Annotated in this window: 20 protein-coding genes and 1 tRNA gene; 18 read left to right on the forward strand and 3 right to left on the reverse strand. The window is 60.3% G+C overall.

Annotation, left to right across the window (positions count from 1 at the left end; translation table 11 throughout):
* Nucleotides 1-15: 15 nt before the first annotated feature.
* From POF53_RS08880 to POF53_RS08905, 6 genes are all read left to right on the forward strand, one after another.
* Nucleotides 16-1569 (forward strand): sugar ABC transporter ATP-binding protein, encoded by a 1554-nt coding sequence (locus POF53_RS08880; protein ID WP_498967323.1) that lies wholly within the window; start codon nt 16-18, stop codon nt 1567-1569.
* Nucleotides 1566-2558 carry an ABC transporter permease gene (locus POF53_RS08885; RefSeq protein ID WP_254464796.1) on the forward strand — a complete coding sequence of 331 codons (993 nt, stop codon included), beginning with the start codon at nt 1566-1568 and terminating at the stop codon, nt 2556-2558. The genes POF53_RS08880 and POF53_RS08885 overlap by 4 nt, the downstream gene beginning before the upstream one ends.
* 4 nt (nt 2559-2562) lie before the next feature.
* A complete protein-coding gene (locus tag POF53_RS08890) occupies nt 2563-3588 on the forward strand; it encodes a LacI family DNA-binding transcriptional regulator (RefSeq protein WP_203647250.1) in 1026 nt (341 codons plus the stop codon).
* A gap of 9 nt (nt 3589-3597) precedes the next feature.
* Nucleotides 3598-4506 (forward strand): ribokinase, encoded by a 909-nt coding sequence (gene rbsK, locus POF53_RS08895; RefSeq protein WP_254464798.1) that lies wholly within the window; start codon nt 3598-3600, stop codon nt 4504-4506.
* Nucleotides 4503-4907: a D-ribose pyranase gene (rbsD, locus tag POF53_RS08900; RefSeq protein WP_232857150.1), complete on the forward strand. Its 405-nt coding sequence runs from the start codon at nt 4503-4505 to the stop codon at nt 4905-4907. The genes rbsK and rbsD overlap by 4 nt, the downstream gene beginning before the upstream one ends.
* 184 nt (nt 4908-5091) lie before the next feature.
* A complete protein-coding gene (locus POF53_RS08905; RefSeq protein WP_498967327.1) occupies nt 5092-6066 on the forward strand; it encodes a nucleoside hydrolase in 975 nt (324 codons plus the stop codon).
* Here the strand turns inward: POF53_RS08905 and POF53_RS08910 are convergent.
* Complete coding sequence (locus POF53_RS08910; protein ID WP_475858170.1) at nt 6038-6250, reverse strand: hypothetical protein; 213 nt, start codon at nt 6248-6250, stop codon at nt 6038-6040. The genes POF53_RS08905 and POF53_RS08910 overlap by 29 nt on opposite strands.
* Before the next feature lie 287 nt (nt 6251-6537).
* Here POF53_RS08910 and POF53_RS08915 point away from each other — a divergent pair, with 287 nt between their 5' ends.
* The gene (locus POF53_RS08915) at nt 6538-6858 is read left to right on the forward strand and encodes an I78 family peptidase inhibitor (RefSeq protein WP_186732542.1); all 321 of its coding nucleotides are present in this window, start codon (nt 6538-6540) and stop codon (nt 6856-6858) included.
* A gap of 210 nt (nt 6859-7068) precedes the next feature.
* Here the strand turns inward: POF53_RS08915 and POF53_RS08920 are convergent, their stop codons facing one another.
* Together POF53_RS08920 and POF53_RS08925 are read right to left on the reverse strand one after the other, a co-directional pair.
* Nucleotides 7069-7281 carry a cold-shock protein gene (locus tag POF53_RS08920; RefSeq protein WP_007956027.1) on the reverse strand — a complete coding sequence of 71 codons (213 nt, stop codon included), beginning with the start codon at nt 7279-7281 and terminating at the stop codon, nt 7069-7071.
* Between the two features lie 163 nt (nt 7282-7444).
* The gene (locus POF53_RS08925; protein ID WP_110738971.1) at nt 7445-7750 is read right to left on the reverse strand and encodes a hypothetical protein; all 306 of its coding nucleotides are present in this window, start codon (nt 7748-7750) and stop codon (nt 7445-7447) included.
* 333 nt (nt 7751-8083) lie between these two features.
* Here POF53_RS08925 and thrS point away from each other — a divergent pair, with 333 nt between their 5' ends.
* The 11 genes from thrS (at nt 8084) to POF53_RS08980 (ending at nt 18721) form a co-directional block, all read left to right on the forward strand.
* Entirely contained in the window at nt 8084-10006 is a 1923-nt protein-coding gene (gene thrS, locus POF53_RS08930) for a threonine--tRNA ligase (protein ID WP_232857146.1), read from the forward strand.
* Entirely contained in the window at nt 10006-10557 is a 552-nt protein-coding gene (gene infC / locus POF53_RS08935; RefSeq protein WP_172670897.1) for a translation initiation factor IF-3, read from the forward strand. Before thrS ends, infC begins: the two co-directional genes overlap by 1 nt.
* 63 nt (nt 10558-10620) lie before the next feature.
* On the forward strand, nt 10621-10815 hold the full coding sequence (gene rpmI, locus POF53_RS08940) for a 50S ribosomal protein L35 (RefSeq protein ID WP_003250667.1): 195 nt from the start codon (nt 10621-10623) through the stop codon (nt 10813-10815).
* 27 nt (nt 10816-10842) lie between these two features.
* Nucleotides 10843-11199 carry a 50S ribosomal protein L20 gene (rplT, locus tag POF53_RS08945; protein ID WP_003250671.1) on the forward strand — a complete coding sequence of 119 codons (357 nt, stop codon included), beginning with the start codon at nt 10843-10845 and terminating at the stop codon, nt 11197-11199.
* Nucleotides 11200-11310: 111 nt separating this feature from the next.
* Nucleotides 11311-12327: a phenylalanine--tRNA ligase subunit alpha gene (pheS, locus tag POF53_RS08950; protein ID WP_028691467.1), complete on the forward strand. Its 1017-nt coding sequence runs from the start codon at nt 11311-11313 to the stop codon at nt 12325-12327.
* A 31-nt stretch (nt 12328-12358) separates the two neighbouring features.
* The gene (gene pheT, locus POF53_RS08955) at nt 12359-14740 is read left to right on the forward strand and encodes a phenylalanine--tRNA ligase subunit beta (RefSeq protein ID WP_498967333.1); all 2382 of its coding nucleotides are present in this window, start codon (nt 12359-12361) and stop codon (nt 14738-14740) included.
* A 4-nt stretch (nt 14741-14744) separates the two neighbouring features.
* On the forward strand, nt 14745-15047 hold the full coding sequence (gene ihfA, locus POF53_RS08960; RefSeq protein WP_009394049.1) for an integration host factor subunit alpha: 303 nt from the start codon (nt 14745-14747) through the stop codon (nt 15045-15047).
* Nucleotides 15028-15384, forward strand: a complete 357-nt coding sequence (locus POF53_RS08965) for a MerR family transcriptional regulator (protein WP_011533210.1) — start codon at nt 15028-15030, stop codon at nt 15382-15384. The genes ihfA and POF53_RS08965 overlap by 20 nt, the downstream gene beginning before the upstream one ends.
* Before the next feature lie 102 nt (nt 15385-15486).
* Nucleotides 15487-15563, forward strand: a tRNA-Pro gene (locus tag POF53_RS08970).
* A gap of 134 nt (nt 15564-15697) precedes the next feature.
* Nucleotides 15698-16729, forward strand: a complete 1032-nt coding sequence (locus POF53_RS08975; RefSeq protein ID WP_498967336.1) for a DNA cytosine methyltransferase — start codon at nt 15698-15700, stop codon at nt 16727-16729.
* Nucleotides 16730-16741: 12 nt separating this feature from the next.
* Entirely contained in the window at nt 16742-18721 is a 1980-nt protein-coding gene (locus tag POF53_RS08980) for an ATP-binding protein (RefSeq protein WP_498967338.1), read from the forward strand.
* Nucleotides 18722-18725 lie beyond the last annotated feature (4 nt).

Raw genomic sequence — 18725 nt, forward strand, 5'->3', positions numbered from 1 at the left:
TAGGAGAGAATGGCCATGTCAGTACCGGCCAATGAAACCGTGCTAGCCGTCAGCGGCCTGGGCAAGACCTACGCCCAGCCTGTGCTCGGCGACGTCACCCTCGAGCTGCGCGGCGGCGAGGTGCTGGCCCTGACCGGCGAGAACGGCGCGGGCAAGTCGACCCTGTCCAAGCTGATCAGCGGCCTGGAGCTCCCCACCACCGGGCAGATGCTCTATCGCGGCCAGCCCTACAGCCCCGGCAACCGCGCCGAGGCCGAGCGCCTCGGCGTGCGCATGGTGATGCAGGAGCTCAACCTGCTGCCTACCCTGACCGTGGCCGAGAACCTGTTCCTCGACAACCTGCCCAGCCGCCTCGGCTGGGTCAACCAGAAGCGCCTGCGCCAGCTGGCCAGCGCGGCCATGGCCCAAGTCGGCCTGGATGCCATCGACCCGGACACTCCCGTGGGCGAGCTCGGCATCGGCCACCAGCAGATGGTCGAGATCGCCCGCAACCTGATCGGCGACTGCCATGTGCTGATCTTCGACGAACCCACGGCCATGCTCACCGCCCGCGAGGTGGAGCTGCTGTTCACCCAGATCGAGCGCCTGCGCCAGCGCGGCGTGGCCATCGTCTATATTTCCCACCGCCTCGAAGAGCTGCAGCGCGTGGCCCAGCGCATCGCCGTGCTGCGCGACGGCAAGCTGGTGTGCGCCGAGCCGATCCAGCGCTATAACAGCGAGCAACTGGTCAACCTGATGGTCGGCCGCGAGCTGGGCGAGCATATCGACCTCGGCCAGCGCAGCATTGGCGCGCCGCTGCTCAGGGTCGACAAGCTCAGCCGTGGCGACAAGGTGCGCGAAGTGTCGTTCGAGGTCAGGGCAGGGGAGATCTTCGGTATCTCCGGCCTGATCGGCGCCGGGCGTACCGAACTGCTGCGCCTGATCTACGGCGCCGACCGCGCCGACAGCGGCCAGGTCGCCCTCGGCCAGCCGCCGCTGCCGGTGACCATCGATTCGCCCAAGGCCGCGGTCAAGGCCGGCATTGCCCTGATCACCGAGGACCGCAAGGGCGAAGGCCTGCTGCTGACCCAGTCGATCAGCGCCAACATCGCCCTGGGCAACCTCGGCGCCGTGTCTAGCGCCGGCGTGCTCGACCGCGACGCTGAGCGCGAACTGGCCGAGCGCCAGATCGGCGCCATGCGCATCCGCAGCGCCAGCCCCGCCCAGGCCGTGGGCGAGCTGTCCGGCGGCAACCAGCAGAAGGTGGTGATTGGCCGATGGCTGGAGCGCGACTGCCAGGTGCTGCTGTTCGACGAGCCCACCCGTGGCATCGACGTCGGCGCCAAGTTCGACATCTATGGCCTGCTCGCCGAGCAGGCGCGTCAGGGCAAGGCCATCGTCGTGGTGTCCAGCGACCTGCGCGAGCTGATGCTGATCTGCGACCGCATCGCCGTGCTCAGCGCCGGACGCCTGATCGACACCTTCGACCGCGATCATTGGACCCAGGACCAACTGCTTGCCGCCGCCTTCGCCGGCTACCAGAAACGTGATGCCCTGCTGCACGACGCAGCCCCCAGGATGGACGCATGAAAACCACAACAAACATTTCGGGCAGCGCGCCCGTGCGCCGCAGCGGCACCTATTTCGGCCTGGGTACCTACCTGGGCCTGGCCGGCGCCTTGCTGGCGATGATCGTGCTGTTCTCGATGCTGAGCAGCCACTTCCTGTCCTACGCCACCTTCAGCACCCTGGCCAACCAGATCCCCGACCTGATGGTGCTGGCGGTGGGCATGACCTTCATCCTGATCATCGGCGGCATCGACCTGTCGGTGGGCTCGGTGCTGGCCCTGGCCGCCTCGACGGTCAGCGTGGCGATCCTCGGCTGGGGCTGGAGCGTGCTGCCCGCCGCGCTGCTGGGCATGGCCGTGGCGGCGCTGGCCGGCACCGTCACCGGCAGCATCACCGTGGCCTGGCGCATCCCCTCGTTCATCGTCTCGCTGGGCGTGCTGGAGATGGCCCGTGGCCTGGCCTACCAGTTCACCGACTCGCGTACTGCCTACATTGGCGATGCCTTCGCCTGGTTCTCCAACCCCATCGCCTTCGGCATCTCGCCGGCCTTCATCATTGCCTTGCTGGTGATCGTCGCCGCCCAGCTGGTGCTGACCCGCACCGTGTTCGGTCGCTACCTGATCGGCATCGGCACCAACGAAGAGGCCGTGCGCCTGGCTGGCATCGACCCGCGCCCGTACAAGATCCTGGTGTTCGCCCTGATGGGCGTGCTCGCCGGCCTCGCCGCGCTGTTCCAGATATCCCGTCTGGAAGCCGCCGACCCCAACGCCGGCTCCGGCCTCGAGCTACAGGTGATCGCCGCCGTGGTGATCGGCGGCACCAGCCTGATGGGCGGGCGCGGCTCGGTCATCAGCACCTTCTTCGGTGTGCTGATCATCTCGGTATTGGCCGCCGGCCTGGCCCAGATCGGCGCCTCGGAGCCGACCAAACGCATCATCACCGGGGCGGTGATCGTCATCGCCGTGGTACTCGACACTTACCGCAGCCGGCGCGCGAACCGGCGGAACTGAAACCATGGCAACCATCAAAGACGTCGCGGCACTGGCGGGGATTTCCTACACCACCGTGTCCCATGTACTGAACAAGACCCGCCCGGTCAGCGAGCACGTGCGGGTGAAGGTCGAGGCGGCGATCGCCGAGCTCGACTACGTGCCCAGCGCCGTGGCCCGCTCGCTCAAGGCGCGCAGCACCGCCACCATCGGCCTGCTGGTGCCCAACAGCGTCAACCCGTACTTCGCCGAGCTGGCCCGGGGTATCGAGGATGCCTGCGAGCGCAACGGCTACTGCGTGATCCTGTGCAACTCCGACGACAACCCGCAGAAGCAGCGCAGCTACCTGCGCGTGCTGCTGGAAAAGCGCATCGACGGGCTGATCGTCGCCTCGGTGGGCGAGGACCAGGACCTGCTCGACAGCCTCGGCGGCGTGCGCACGCCGATGGTCATCGTCGACCGCGCCCTGGACGGCGTCGAGGCTGACCTGGTGCGCATCGACCACGAGCAGGGCGCCTACCTGGCCACCCGCCACCTGCTGGAGCTGGGCCACCGCGAGATCGCCACCATCGGCGGCCCGGTGGACACCGGTGTCAGCCAGCTGCGCCTGGCCGGTTTCCGCCGGGCGATGGCCGAGGCCGATGTGCGCATCGCCCCAGGCCATGTGCTGCACAGCGACTTCACCAGCCCCGGCGGGCATGCCGCCGCGGCGCGCCTGCTCGATGGCGAGCGGCCCACGGCGATCTTCGCCGGCAACGACATGATCGGCTTCGGCGTGTTGCGCGCCGCCGCCGAACGCAATATCGACGTACCCGGCGAGCTGTCGGTGATCGGCTTCGACGACATCGAGCTGAGCCGCTACGTGTACCCGTCGCTGACCACCGTCGGCCAGTCGATCCGCGAGCTGGGCGAGAGCGCCGCCGGCCTGCTGCTGTCGCGCATCGTCACGCCGCGGCGCGACGGCGCCGCCGAGCAGCGCATCGTCGCCCCGCGCATCGTCTTGCGTGAATCCACCGGGCCGCGCCCGGACCTGTTCAACGATTACCGTTAAGGAATACCCATGAATGCCAAGGTGGTTGTGGTCGGCAGCCTGAACATGGACCTGGTGGCCCGCGCCCAGCGCCTGCCCCGGGGCGGCGAGACCCTGGCCGGCGAAAGTTTCTTCACCGTGCCTGGCGGCAAGGGTGCCAACCAGGCCGTGGCCGCGGCGCGCCTGGGGGCCAGCGTGGCGATGGTCGGTAACGTCGGTGACGATGCCTATGGCCAGCAGCTGCGTCGAGCCCTGGAAGTGGAGGGCATCGACTGCCAGGGCGTTGGTGTGTGCAGTGGCGTCTCCAGTGGCGTGGCGCTGATCGTGGTGGATGCCGCCAGCCAGAACGCCATTGTCATCATCCCGGGCGGCAATGGCCTGCTCGGGCCTGAGTCGGTGCGCCGGTTCGACAGCCTGCTGCAGCAGGCCGAGGTGATCATCTGCCAGTTGGAGGTGCCGACGGCCACCGTGGCCTGGACCCTGGCCCGTGGCCGCGAGCTGGGCAAGAAGGTGATCCTCAACCCGGCGCCGGCCAGCGGCCCACTGCCGGTGGAATGGTTTGCCCACATCGATTACCTGATCCCCAACGAGAGCGAGGCCGAGGCCCTGGCTGGCCTGCCGGTCAACGATCTGGACAGCGCGCGCCGGGCTGGCCGGCGCCTGCGCAGGATGGGTGCGGGCAAGGTGATCGTCACCCTCGGTGCCCAGGGCGCGCTGCTGGTCGATGATGGCGATGGTCGCCACTTTCCGGCGCCGGAGGTCGAAGCGGTGGACACCACGGCGGCCGGCGACACCTTTGTCGGCGGGTTCGCCGCGGGCCTGGCCCGGGGGCTGCCGGAAGAGCAGGCGATCATCGTCGGCCAACGCGCGGCTGCGTTGTCCGTCACCCGCGCCGGTGCCCAGCCGTCGATTCCGTACCTGCGGGAGCTGACGCCATGAAGAAGACGCCACTGTTGAACATCGCCCTGTCGCGCACCATCGCCGGGCTGGGCCACGGTGACATCCTGGTGATCGGTGACGCTGGTTTGCCGGTGCCGCCGGGCGTGGAACTGATCGACCTGGCGCTGACCCCGGGCATCCCGGACTTTGTCAGCGTGCTGCGTGTGGTGCTGAGCGAGATGCAGGTCGAGCGCCATGTGCTGGCCGAAGAGGTGTTCCAGGCTTTGCCGCCGGGGTTGGCCGAGGTCGAGCAGCTGCATGCCGGCGGCGAGCTGGGCCAGCGCCAGGTGCTCAGCCATGCCGATTTCAAGACCCTGTGTCGCCAGGCTCGAGCCGTGGTGCGTACGGGGGAGTGCAAGCCCTATAGCAATATTGCCCTGGTGGCTGGCGTTACCTTTTAGACCGAATGCGAGGGCTTTGCCCTCGATCGCGGCGCAAGGCCGCTCCTACAGAGGGGGCAACCCGGTTCGTGTAGGAGCGGCCTTGTGCCGCGAAAGGGCCGCAAAGCGGCCCCTGTTGAATCCATCCCCTAGCAACAAGGAGTGCTGAATGTCCCTCAAATCCCTGCTCCAAGGAGCCGTCCTCATGTCCGCGCTAGCCGCCACCGCCGTCATGGCCGCGCCCCGCGACCTGATCATCGACACTGACCCCGGCGCCGACGACGTGGTGGCCCTGCTGCTGGCCATGGCCTCGCCCGAGGAACTGAAGATCCGCGCCATCACCACCGTGGCCGGCAACGTGCGCCTGGAAAAGACCTCGCGCAACGCCCGCCTGGCCCGTGAATGGGCCGGCCGCGAAGAAATCCCGGTGTACGCCGGGGCAGGGCGGCCGATGGTACGCGCGCCGATCTACGCCGCCAACGTCCACGGCGAGGAAGGCCTGACCGGCGTCAAGGTCCACGAACCGAAAAAGCCCCTGGCCAACGGCAACGCCGTGCAGTACCTGATCGACACCCTGGGCAGCGCCGAACCCCACAGCATCACCATCGCCATGCTCGGCCCGCAGACCAACCTGGCCCTGGCGCTGATCCAGAAGCCCGAGATCGTCAACGGCATCAAGGAAGTGGTGGTGATGGGCGGTGCCCACTTCAACGGCGGCAACATCACCCCGGCTGCCGAATTCAACCTGTTCGCCGACCCCCACGCCGCCGAGGTGGTGCTGGCCAGCGGCGTCAAGCTGACCTACCTGCCGCTGGACGTCACCCACAAGGTGCTCACCAGCGACGCCCGCCTCAAGCAGCTGGCGGCAGTGAACAACAACGCCAGCAAGCTGGTGGTGGACATCCTCAACGCCTACATCAAGTTCGACATGGACAACTACGGCATGCCCGGCGGCCCGGTGCACGACGCCAGCGTCATTGCCTACCTGCTCAAGCCGGATCTGTTCGAAGGCCGGCAGGTGCACATGGTGGTCGACAGCCGCGAAGGCCCGACCTTCGGCCAGACCGTCGCCGACTGGTACGGCGTGCTCAAGCAACCGGCCAACGTGACGTGGATCAAGGAGGGCAACGCCCAGGGCTTCTTCGACCTGCTCAGCGCCCGCCTGGCTCGATTGAAATAGCCCCCTGCGGCGCGTGGCGCTCGAGCAGCTGCTCGATGAAGCTGCGCGCCGCGTCACCACCGCGGTCGCGCACCAGCAGGTCGACGGCGATCAGCATCAGTTCTTCGGGCGTCCTCGGGCTGTAGGCGCTCTGGCCCTCGTCCCACTTGACCTTGATATCGGCGTCGATGCTGTGGCTGCTCATGGGGCGGTTCTCGCTGGGGCCTGGTGATAGGTCGAATACCGCGTCCTGGCGTTCGAAGGGGAGGCGTTTCGCGCTCCGCTTCTTGCAGTAAATCATGCCTTTGCGTGACGGGACCTGCGACTTAAGCATAAGGAGCGCAGTTGGCCGAACCGACGGTTCGGTGCAAAATCCGGTCACGATTGCCTTTCGCGTCAAGTGGCCGAGTCAGGCAGAATCGTGCGGTTGTGCAACAAATGCCTGGAGGAATTGTCGCATCAGGCAGTTCCCGGATTTATTTAGGAGGATTCATGTTCCGTACCCGCGCTTCCCTGGCGACCTTGCTGGTGGCTTCCGTTCTGGCAGGTTGCAGCACCGGTGGCTCCTCGGGCGGCAGCAGTGCCCAGGCCACCCCGGCCGGCAATGACGGCCGCTGCGAAGCCAGTGGCGCCGACTTCACCATCGGCAAGCTGGCCTCGCCAGAGCTGCTGGAGCAGGCGCGCAAGGCCAGTGGCTCGCAGATGGCGCGCATCCTCAAGCCCCACGACATGATCACCCTGGAATACCGTTCCGAGCGGCTGAACCTGAATGTCGACGACAAGGGTGTGGTTACCCGCGTCAACTGCGGTTGATCCCCCGGCGCTGCCGCCCCCTGTAGGAGCGGCCTTGCGCCGCGAAAGGGCCGCAAAGCGGCCCCAGGTTCTTCGCCACAACACAGATCGCCGGGGCCGCGTTGCGGCCCTTTCGCGGCACGAGGCCGCTCCTACAAAGGTGCTGCGTGATTCTGGCAGGCAATAAAAAACCCGCCACAAGTGGCGGGTTTTTTTGCAGCTATCCGAAAATTACTCCGGACGAACCTGCGCGGCCTGCATGCCCTTCTGGCCTTTTTCGGCTACGAAGGAAACAGTTTGGCCTTCTTTCAGGCTTTTGAAACCGTCGGTTTCGATGGCCTTGAAGTGTACGAACAGGTCGTCGCCGCCGCCTTGAGGAGTGATGAAGCCGAAGCCTTTCTCATCGTTGAACCACTTGACGGTGCCGGTTTGGCGATTGGACATGGGGTGAATCTCCAGAAACATGATTTTTTATCGGGGTGCAATGTCGCGGTAGCTTCAGTAGCACCGACGACACTATAGTCCATTTCTGCGTATCTAGCGCCTTTTACCTTCGCAGGATGTTGATCCAGCGCAAAAGATGCGTGCAATGGCCAGTCAACCCTGCCTATTTTGCGGTGCAGGTGGCCCGTACTGCCTGCTGGGCCTTCTGCATCAGATTGGCGTCAACGCCATCCTCCGCGGTGGTGAGGTCATTGATTTCCTTGTCGGTGAATTTCTCCTTGATCACTTTGGCGCCACATTCGCAGTGCTTCTTCGCCGTCGCCGCGTCCACGCCCTGGCCGCTCGCCACCTGTTGGCATTGAGCCATGTAGGGCGCCTCCTTGCCGGCGGGAAAATTGCCTGCGTTGGCAGCCAGCGGCAGCAGCAGGGCGCTTGCGGCGCAGGCAGCCAGAAGGGACTGAAGTCGCATAACCGAACACTCCTTGGGTAAAGGTCTCATCAAGAGTAGGTTGCTTCAGAAGGTCTGATAGGAAATTTTCTGCACAAGTTCACCCCGGCGGCGTAATTTCCAAATATTTCTGCGACCGGGTGCAACCCGCGTGCTAGCATGCTCGGCTTGCGGCTCGCCACTGGCGGCCTGCAACTTTTACCTTCCAGTCACTCTGGTTCGTCCCTGGCAGGCCGAAAGGTCTCTGCCACTGTGAGGCAGGCTTTCCCGCGGGAAAGGCAGGGCGGATCTTGTACTGGCTCATCCCAACCCACGTGACCTTTGGTAGGGGTCACCACTAGGAGAGGAGGCGCCATGCCCGTTATTACTCTTCCCGATGGCAGTCAACGCACGTTCGACCAGCCGGTATCCGTAGCCGAAGTCGCCGCCTCGATTGGCGCGGGCCTGGCCAAGGCCACCCTGGCCGGCAAGGTCGACGGCAAGCTCGTCGATGCCTGCGACAAGATCGACCACGACGCCACCCTGCAGATCATCACCCCTAAAGATGAAGAGGGACTGGAGATCATCCGTCACTCGTGCGCCCACCTGATCGGCCACGCGGTGAAGCAGCTGTACCCGACCGCCCGCATGGTGATCGGCCCGGTGATCGACGAAGGCTTCTATTACGACATCGCCTACGAGCGTCCCTTCACCCCGGACGACCTCGCCGCCATCGAAAAGCGCATGCAGCAGCTGATCGACACGGACTACGACGTCGTCAAGAAGATGACCCCGCGCGCCGAAGTCATCGACGTGTTCACCCAGCGTGGCGAAGACTACAAGCTGCGCCTGGTCGAGGACATGCCGGATGAACAGGCCATGGGCCTGTACTACCACGAAGAATACGTCGACATGTGCCGTGGCCCGCACGTGCCGAACACCCGTTTCCTCAAAGCGTTCAAGCTGACCAAGCTGAGCGGCGCCTACTGGCGCGGCGACGCCAAGAACGAGCAGCTGCAGCGTGTGTACGGCACCGCCTGGGCCGACAAGAAGCAGCTGGCCGCCTACATCCAGCGCATCGAAGAAGCCGAAAAACGCGACCACCGCAAGATCGGCAAGCAGCTCGACCTGTTCCACCTGCAGGAAGAAGCACCAGGCATGGTGTTCTGGCACGCCAACGGCTGGACCGTGTACCAGGTGCTCGAGCAGTACATGCGCCAGGTCCAGCGTGAAAACGGCTACCAGGAAATCAAGACCCCGCAGGTCGTCGACCGCATCCTCTGGGAGCGTTCCGGCCACTGGTCCAACTACGCCGAGAACATGTTCACCACTTCGTCGGAAAACCGCGACTACGCGGTAAAACCGATGAACTGCCCGTGCCACGTGCAGGTGTTCAACCAGGGCCTGAAGTCGTACCGCGACCTGCCGCTGCGCCTGGCCGAGTTCGGTGCCTGCCACCGTAACGAGCCGTCCGGCGCCCTGCACGGCATCATGCGCGTGCGTGGCTTCGTGCAGGACGACGCGCACATCTTCTGCACCGAAGACCAGGTGAAGAAAGAAGCCGCCGACTTCATCAAGCTGACCCTGGACGTATACAAGGACTTCGGCTTCACCGACGTCGCCATGAAGCTCTCGACCCGCCCCGCCAAGCGCGTGGGCTCCGAAGAGCTGTGGGACCGCGCCGAAGGCGCCCTGGCCGACGCCCTGAACGAGTCGGGCCTGGAGTGGGAATACCAACCGGGCGAGGGCGCGTTCTACGGTCCGAAGATCGAGTTCACCCTGCGCGACTGCCTCGGCCGTAACTGGCAGTGCGGCACCCTGCAGTACGACCCGAACCTGCCTGAGCGCCTGGACGCCAGCTACATCGCCGAAGACAACAGCCGCGTGCGCCCGGTGATGCTGCACCGCGCCATCCTCGGTTCGTTCGAGCGCTTCATCGGCATGCTGATCGAACACTACGCCGGCGTGTTCCCGGCCTGGCTCGCGCCGACCCAGGCGGTGATCATGAACATCACCGACAAGCAGGCCGATTTCGCCCTCGAGGTGGAAAAAGACCTGAACGGTAGCGGATTCCGTGCCAAGTCGGACTTGAGAAATGAGAAGATCGGCTTTAAAATCCGCGAGCATACGTTGCTGCGGGTCCCTTATCTTTTGGTTATAGGGGATCGCGAAGTCGAAACGCAAACCGTCGCTGTGCGCACCCGCGAAGGCGCAGACCTGGGCTCGATGCCCGTCGCGCAGTTCGCTGAGCTGCTGTCGCAAGCGGTTTCCCGGCGTGGTCGCCAAGAATCGGAGTAATGACTATTAAGCGTGAAATGAGAAACGATAAACGAACTGCACCGAAAGCCCCGATCAACGAGAATATCTCGGCACGCGAGGTTCGGTTAATTGGTGCTGACGGCGAGCAGATTGGCATCGTCTCGATTGATGAAGCGCTGCGTATCGCTGATGAAGCGAAGCTGGATCTGGTGGAAATCTCTGCAGACGCGGTACCGCCCGTCTGCAAGGTGATGGACTACGGCAAGCACCTCTTCGAGAAGAAGAAGCAGGCCAACGAAGCCAAGAAGAACCAGAAGCAGATCCAGATCAAAGAAATCAAGTTTCGTCCAGGGACGGAAGAAGGGGATTACCAGGTAAAACTACGCAACCTGGTACGTTTCCTTAGCGATGGGGACAAGGCCAAGATCTCTCTGAGATTCCGCGGCCGTGAGATGGCCCACCAGGAGCTGGGCATGGAGCTGTTGAAGCGGGTCGAAGCTGACCTCGTGGAATACGGCACCGTTGAGCAGCATCCGAAGATGGAAGGACGCCAGCTTATGATGGTCATCGCCCCCAAAAAGAAGAAGTAATCTCCCGGGCACGGCAGGCCTGATGATTATTGTGTAATTTTTATTCGAATGCGGAGTTCCAACATGCCAAAAATGAAAACCAAGAGCGGTGCTGCGAAGCGCTTCCTGAAGACGGCTTCCGGCTTCAAGCACAAGCACGCTTTCAAGAGCCACATCCTGACCAAAATGTCGACCAAGCGTAAGCGTCAACTGCGCGGTGCCAGCCTGCTGCACCCGTCTGACGTGGCAAAAGTCGAGCGCATGCTGCGCGTTCGTTAATTCTGGTTAAGATAGAGGAAGTTACTCATGGCTCGTGTTAAGCGCGGCGTTATCGCTCGTAAGCGTCACAAAAAAATTCTGAAACTGGCTAAAGGTTACTACGGTGCACGTTCGCGCGTATTCCGTGTTGCCAAGCAAGCGGTCATCAAGGCAGGCCAATACGCCTACCGCGACCGTCGCCAGAAGAAGCGTCAGTTCCGCGCACTGTGGATCGCTCGTATCAACGCCGGTGCCCGCACCAACGGTCTGTCGTACAGCCGTCTGATTGCTGGCCTGAAAAAGGCGTCGATCGAAATCGACCGTAAGGTTCTGGCCGATCTGGCAGTGAACGAAAAAGCGGCGTTTGCTGCGATTGTCGAGAAGGCTAAAGCCGTACTGGCTTAAGTACCCACGACAATCATCCGGCGGCGCCTGCGCCGTCGGGTGTAAAACGTCATCGGATAGGGGAAGAGCCTTCAAAAGCTCTTCCCCTATTTTCGTATCTGGAGTCTGTACATGGAAAACCTGGACGCGCTGGTCGCCCAAGCCCTCGAGGCCGTGGAACGCGCTGAAGACATCACTACCCTGGAACAGATCCGGGTTCAATTCCTCGGCAAGAAAGGCGAGCTGACCCAGGTGATGAAGACCCTGGGCAACCTGCCAGCCGAAGAGCGCCCCAAGGTTGGCGCGCTGATCAACGACGCCAAGGAACGCGTCACCGACGTGCTCAACGCACGCAAGGCCGGTTTTGAAGAGGCCGAGCTCAACGCTCGCCTGGCCGCCGAATGCATCGACGTCACCCTGCCAGGCCGTGGCCAGACCACCGGTGGGCTGCACCCGATCACCCGTACTCTCGAGCGCATCGAGCAGTTCTTCACCCACATCGGCTACGGCATCGCCGAAGGCCCCGAGGTCGAAGACGACTACCACAACTTCGAAGCGCTCAACATCCCCGGCCACCACCCGGCCCGGGCGATGCACGACACCTTCTATTTCAACGCCAACATGCTGCTGCGCACCCACACCTCGCCGGTCCAGGTGCGCACCATGGAAAGCACCCAGCCGCCGATCCGCATCGTCTGCCCAGGCCGTGTGTACCGTTGCGACTCGGATATCACCCACTCGCCGATGTTCCACCAGGTCGAAGGCCTGCTGATCGACCGCGGCATCAACTTCGCCGACCTCAAGGGCACCATCGAAGAGTTCCTGCGGGTGTTCTTCGAGAAAGAACTGGCCGTGCGCTTCCGCCCGTCGTTCTTCCCCTTCACCGAGCCTTCCGCCGAAGTCGACATCCAGTGCGTGATGTGTTCCGGCAAAGGCTGCCGCGTCTGCAAGCAGACCGGCTGGCTGGAAGTGATGGGCTGCGGCATGGTCCACCCGAACGTGCTGCGCATGTCCGGCATCGACCCGGAAGAGTTCCAGGGCTTCGCCTTCGGCATGGGCGCCGAGCGCCTGGCCATGCTGCGCTATGGCGTCAACGATTTGCGTCTGTTCTTCGACAACGACCTGCGGTTCTTGGCTCAATTCCGCTAGGCCCAATCGACGCAACTTTCAGGAGAACAGCATGAAATTCAGTGAACAGTGGCTGCGCGGTTGGGTAAACCCGCAAGTCTCCCGTGACGAACTGGTCGCCCGCCTGTCCATGGCCGGCCTCGAAGTCGACAGCGTGACCCCCGCTGCCGGCCAGTTCAGCGGCATCGTGGTGGGCGAGATCCTCACCACCGAACAACACCCGGACGCCGACAAGCTGCGCGTGTGCCAGGTGAGCAACGGCGCAGAGACCTTCCAGGTGGTCTGCGGCGCCCCCAATGCCCGCCCAGGCATCAAGATCCCGTTCGCCATGATCGGCGCCGAACTGCCGGGCGACTTCAAGATCAAGAAGGCCAAGCTGCGCGGCGTCGAGTCGTTCGGCATGCTCTGCTCGGCGGCTGAACTGCAGATCACCGAAGAGAACGACGGCCTGCTGGAACTGGCCGCCGACGCCCCGGTGGGCCAGGACATCCGTCAGTACCTGAACCTCGACGACGCCAGCATCGAGATCGGCCTGACCCCGAACCGTGGCGACTGCCTGTCCCTGGCCGGTCTGGCTCGTGACGTCAGCGCCCTGTACGACGTACCGGTCACCCGCCCGGTGGTGCCGGCCGTACCGGCCGCCCACGACGAAGTGCGTCCGGTCGAAGTCAGCGCCCCGGCCGCCTGCCCACGCTACCTGGGCCGTGTGATCCGCAACGTCGACCTGAGCAAGCCGACCCCGCTGTGGATGGTCGAGCGCCTGCGCCGCAGCGACGTGCGCAGCATCGACGCCGCCGTCGACATCACCAACTACGTGATGCTCGAACTCGGCCAGCCGATGCACGCCTTCGACCTCGCCGAAATCAACGGCGGCATCCGCGTACGCATGGCCGAGGAGGGCGAGAAGCTCGTCCTGCTGGACGGCCAGGAAGTCGCCCTGCGCGCCGACACCCTGGTGATCGCCGACCACACCCGCGCCCTGGCCATTGCCGGCGTGATGGGTGGCGAGCACAGCGGCGTCAACACCGAGAAGACCCGCGACCTGTTCCTCGAGAGCGCCTTCTTCGAGCCGATCTCCGTCGCCGGCAAGGCCCGTTCCTACGGCCTGCACACCGACGCCTCGCACCGCTACGAGCGCGGCGTGGACTCGCAACTGGCCCGCGAAGCCATGGAGCGCGCCACCGCCCTGATCCTCGAGATCGTCGGCGGCGAAGCAGGCCCGGTCGTCGAGACCGTGAGCGAGCAGCACCTGCCGAACATCGCGCCGATCACCCTGCGCGCCGAACGCATCACCCAGATGCTCGGCATGCAGATGGACGCCGCCCAGGTCGAGCAGTTGCTCAACGCCCTGGAGCTGAAAACCAGCGCCAATGGGGCAGGGGAGTGGACTGTCACCGTTCCAAGCCACCGCTTCGACGTCAGCCTGGAAGTCGACCTGATCGAAGAGCTGGCCCGCCTGTACGGCTACAACAACCTGCCGGTGCGCTACCCGCAGGCCCGCCTGGCCCCGCAAGCCCGCCCGGAAACCCGCGGCGAGCTGCCGAACCTGCGCCGCCTGCTGGTCGCCCGCGGCTACCAGGAAGCCATCACCTACAGCTTCATCGACCCGAAACTGTTCGAGCTGTTCACCCCAGGCGTCGAGCCGCTGCTGCTGGCCAACCCCATCTCCAGCGACATGGCCGCCATGCGCGCCTCGCTGTGGCCGGGCCTGGTCAAGGCGATGCAGCACAACCTCAACCGCCAGCAAGACCGCGTGCGCCTGTTCGAAAGCGGCCTGCGCTTCGTCGGCCAGCTCGGTGACCTCAAGCAGCAGCCGATGATCGCCGGCGTCGTCACCGGCAGCCGCCAGCCAGAAGGCTGGGCCAACGGTCGCGACGGCATCGACTTCTTCGACGTCAAAGCCGACGTGGAAGCCCTGCTGGGCTACTCGGGCGCGCTGAGCGACTTTAGCTTCGTCGCCGGCAAGCACCCAGCCCTGCACCCCGGCCAGACCGCCCGCATCGAGCGCGACGGCAAGGAAGTCGGCTACCTCGGCGCCATCCACCCGGAGCTGGCCAAGACCCTCGGCCTCGACCGCTCGGTGTTCGTCTTCGAGCTGGTGCTCGGTGATGTAGTCGAAGGCCGCCTGCCGAAGTTCAGCGAGCTGTCCAAGTTCCCGGAAACCCGCCGTGACCTGGCCTTGATCGCAGGTCGTGATGTCGCTTCGAGCTCGGTGCTTGAAGTAATTCGTGACAATGCAGGCGAATGGCTCACAGACCTCAGGCTGTTTGACGTCTACCAGGGTAAAGGCATTGATCCTGATAGAAAAAGCCTGGCCGTCGGCTTGACCTGGCAACATCCATCGCGCACTCTTAACGACGATGAGGTGAATGAAACCCTGCAGACTATCCTCACCTCGCTTGAACAAAGGTTGAACACCACGTTAAGGAAATAACGGCATGGGTGCTCTGACGAAAGCTGAGATGGCCGAAAGGCTGTACGAGGAGCTGGGGCTTAACAAGCGTGAGGCCAAGGAGCTGGTCGAGCTGTTTTTCGAAGAAATTCGGCACGCGCTTGAAGACAACGAGCAGGTCAAGTTGTCCGGTTTCGGCAACTTCGACCTTCGCGACAAACGCCAGCGGCCGGGCCGCAACCCTAAAACAGGGGAAGAGATCCCGATCACCGCGCGCCGCGTCGTCACCTTTCGTCCAGGGCAGAAGCTGAAAGCCCGGGTAGAGGCCTATGCTGGAACCAAGCCATAACGACGAGCTGCCCCCCATCCCGGGCAAACGCTACTTCACCATCGGTGAAGTCAGCGAGCTCTGTGCGGTAAAACCGCACGTGCTGCGCTACTGGGAGCAGGAATTTCCGCAGCTCAACCCGGTGAAGCGCCGTGGCAACCGGCGGTATTATCAGCGCCAGGACGTGCTGATGATTCGCCAGATCCGCGCTTTGCTGTATGACCAGGGCTTTACCATTGGCGGGGCGCGGTTACGGCTCTCCAGTGATGAGGTCAAGGATGAGTCCAGCCAATACAAGCAGCTGATTCGGCAAATGATTGCGGAGTTGGAGGATGTGTTGGTGGTGCTCAAGAAGTGACCAAAGCCGATGGGTGGAAAATTTTTTTAAAAAAAGCTTCCATTAATCAAAAGGTTAGGGTACATTTCTTCTCGTTCTCGGCAACATTGAGAACCGCCTTGTCGGGGCGTAGCGCAGCCCGGTAGCGCACTTGCATGGGGTGCAAGGGGTCGAGTGTTCGAATCACTCCGTCCCGACCATTATTGAAACGAAAAAGCCCAGTCGGTAACGACTGGGCTTTTTTGTGCTCGGGACAATATATGAAATGCAAAACAGGTAGGTCGGAAGCCTCAAATAATGGTAAAATTCTGAGATTTACCGGTTATTAATTTTCATGGTTCCCAATTCTGTTCTGAATAGCCTGCCGGGCTCTTCAAGTCCTAAACCCAAGCTTATTAGCCTTTTCTGCGGAGCCGGTGGATTAGACCTCGGATTCTCTCAGGCCGGTTTTGATGTTTGTTTTGCTGCAGATTTTGATAAAGCTGCCGTAAAAAGTTACAACAACAACCATGCTGGTGAACTGGGGCATGTAATAGATTTGCTTGAAACATCCCCTAGAGATCTGTGCGACAAGGTGCGATCGGCTTGTGGCAAGAACTCTAATGTCGCGGGACTCATTGGTGGCCCCCCCTGTCAAGGATTTTCACGCGGCAATACGGCTCGGAGTCAAGACGATCCTCGCAACAAGCTTGTATTTAGATATGCTGAGATTGTGAATCTATTCTCAAGTGAATTTGGGATTAAGTTTTTTGTATTTGAGAACGTTCCTGAGATAAAAGCTAAAAAAAATGCTGATCTGCTATCTGAGCTTAGACTAAAACTTTCTGAGAATTTTCATATATTTGAAAAAGAACTAAACTCTAGATTTTTTCAAGTTGCCCAGTCCCGTCGGAGACTATTTATCGTTGGCATACACAAAAGCTTGAACATTTCACAGTTTAGTTTTCCTGAACCCTCAAGTTTGTCTGAGAAAGTGGTTGCGGATGTTATTTCTGGGCTTCCTGCTCCAGCTTTTTATAAAAATAATATATTGCCATCGGAGATCCCATATCATCCCAATCATTGGACCATGACTCCTCGGTCGAAAAGATTCGTCAATGGTGATATGCCTGCCGGAGGAAGATCGTTTATAAAACTTGACTGGTGGAAGCCTAGCAGAACTGTCGCGTATGGAAATAGGGAAATTCACGTTCACCCTGACGGTACGCGTAGAGTAAGTATATATGAAGCGCTACAGCTGCAAGGCTTTCCGAAATCGTATGTTCTTTTAGGCAATCTAAGTGAGCAGGTTCGCCAAGTTTCGAATGCTGTACCTCCGCCTGTGGCAGAGAAAATCGCTAAATCAGTAATGGAACAGATACTGTAAATAGGAGCGCATATGGATAGCTCGAATATAGGTCATGAGCAGAATCGGGACGAAGAAGCTTTAGCTGGTCAGTTGCGAGGAGTTCGTTTTTATGATGCTCCCGTTTCTGCAGTATTAAAAACAAATCAGCGGGTTTTTGCTCGAATAACCGATGGCATTTATAGAGAGCCGGCTTCAGCTCTGCGTGAGCTTATAGCTAATGCTTATGATGCCGATGCGACGGAAGTTAGAATTTATACTGATGCGCCGCGGTTTTCAAAGATCGTTATTCGTGATAACGGGCATGGTTTAGACGGCGACACACTTGCTCATATAATTTGCAATATTGGTGGTAGCCTAAAGCGCACCTCAGGGGGGAAGTCTCATAATGTTACCTCAAGTGATGATAAGCTTTTAAGTCCAGGGCTTCGTCCGTTAATTGGTAAACTCGGAATAGGCCTTTTTTCCGTATCTCAACTCACACACCACATGGTTATTGTCTCTAAGACAAAAGGGGATAATAAAAGGTTGGTGTGTGATATTTTATTACGTCCGCAGGCAGAGGTTGTTGCTGATGTGGATGAGGAAACTTATGTAACCGGTAAGGCTGAGATAACATATGTTCCGGCGGAAGACGTAGACTCCTCAGGGACAGAGATAACCTTGCTTAATGTTCGTCCTTTTGTTCGTGAGAGCTTGCAGTCTAGGATTTTATGGGCTGGTGTTCAATACGGTCGAAAAATTGAATCGGGTGAGATCGAACAAAGTGAAGATGATATCGAGCTGGATGATGAGTTAAAAGATATTCCCAGGGAGCCAGATTTCCATATTGGCGAAATTGATCCCGAAGATGTTAGTAAACTCCTTACCACAGCCAGACTCCCTTGGGATTCTACTGACACACCACTTTCAAAGTTTAAAAAATTAGTTTCGGCTGTTTCTGATTTGACCGCAGATTCCAAGCGCGGAAATGTAAAGCTCAAGGAAAGTTTAGATTCATACTTGAGAATGATCTGGTCTATAAGCTTATCTGTGCCTCTTGACTATATTGATAAGCATCCGTTTTCGGTGACCTCCTCTGATCCAGTGGATGTATACCTGGTTAGTAATGGCGGGCGGGGTAGCGTAGCAGAGAAGGTTGAGATTTCAGAGGGAAAAAGTTTAAGTCAGACTCTTGGGCTGAAAGCGGAAGAAAGACTGTCGGAGCTTCCGTTTTCTGTTTTAGTTGATGATATAGAGTTGCGTAGACCAATTGCTATTGCGGCCTCCAAGTTTTCCACGGATCGTCAGCTTATGTTTGTAGGCAAGGCCTCGCCAGCATTGAATAGTGTGCCTGAAGCTTATCGAGGAGGCGAGCTATCTTTTGAGTACTATATGCTATGGTCTCCAAAAGTAGTCCCTCTTGAGCATAACGGTAGTCTTATACGGATAAATGGGGCAAATGGTACGCTTTTTGATTCGAGTTTCATGGAATATCAAATATCGGAACAAACTCGCTTAAGGCAGCTGACTGGCGAAGTCTTTGCTATCAAAGGTTTGGATTCTGCTTTAAATATTGATAGAGAGTCTTTCAATATCGCTCATCCGCATTATCAGTATTTAAAAAAATGGTTGCACAATACCCTTCGTCAGTTTATGAGCAAGCATAAATCCTTGAATAAGGAAGGTGCGGATCAAAAAAATGCGGAGAAATTTGCGGAGGTTTTGTCTGCTATTGAAAGTATTAGCCTTTCGTTTGAGACCATATCTCAAGTTAAATTTTTGGCCAGCAATGAATCTCCTTCTTTGTTAGACGCACCGTCTACTGTATATATTGCCAAAGATAAAATTATCGAGCTTCGTAAAAGTGCCAGTAAGCTGGAGCGTTCCCGACATGAACTCCATGCTACGAAGCTTGCAGCAGTGGCCCGGATTTTGGAATCGTATGGTCTTTTATCTAGCCTATCTTCTTCGGAAGTTGAGAGGCTGGTAAAAGCGATTAGCGACATTTTTTTGCTTGAGGCTAAGAAATGAATCT

This window comes from Mitsuaria sp. RG, from assembly GCF_028369275.1.
Classification (GTDB): domain Bacteria; phylum Pseudomonadota; class Gammaproteobacteria; order Pseudomonadales; family Pseudomonadaceae; genus Aquipseudomonas; species Aquipseudomonas peradeniyensis.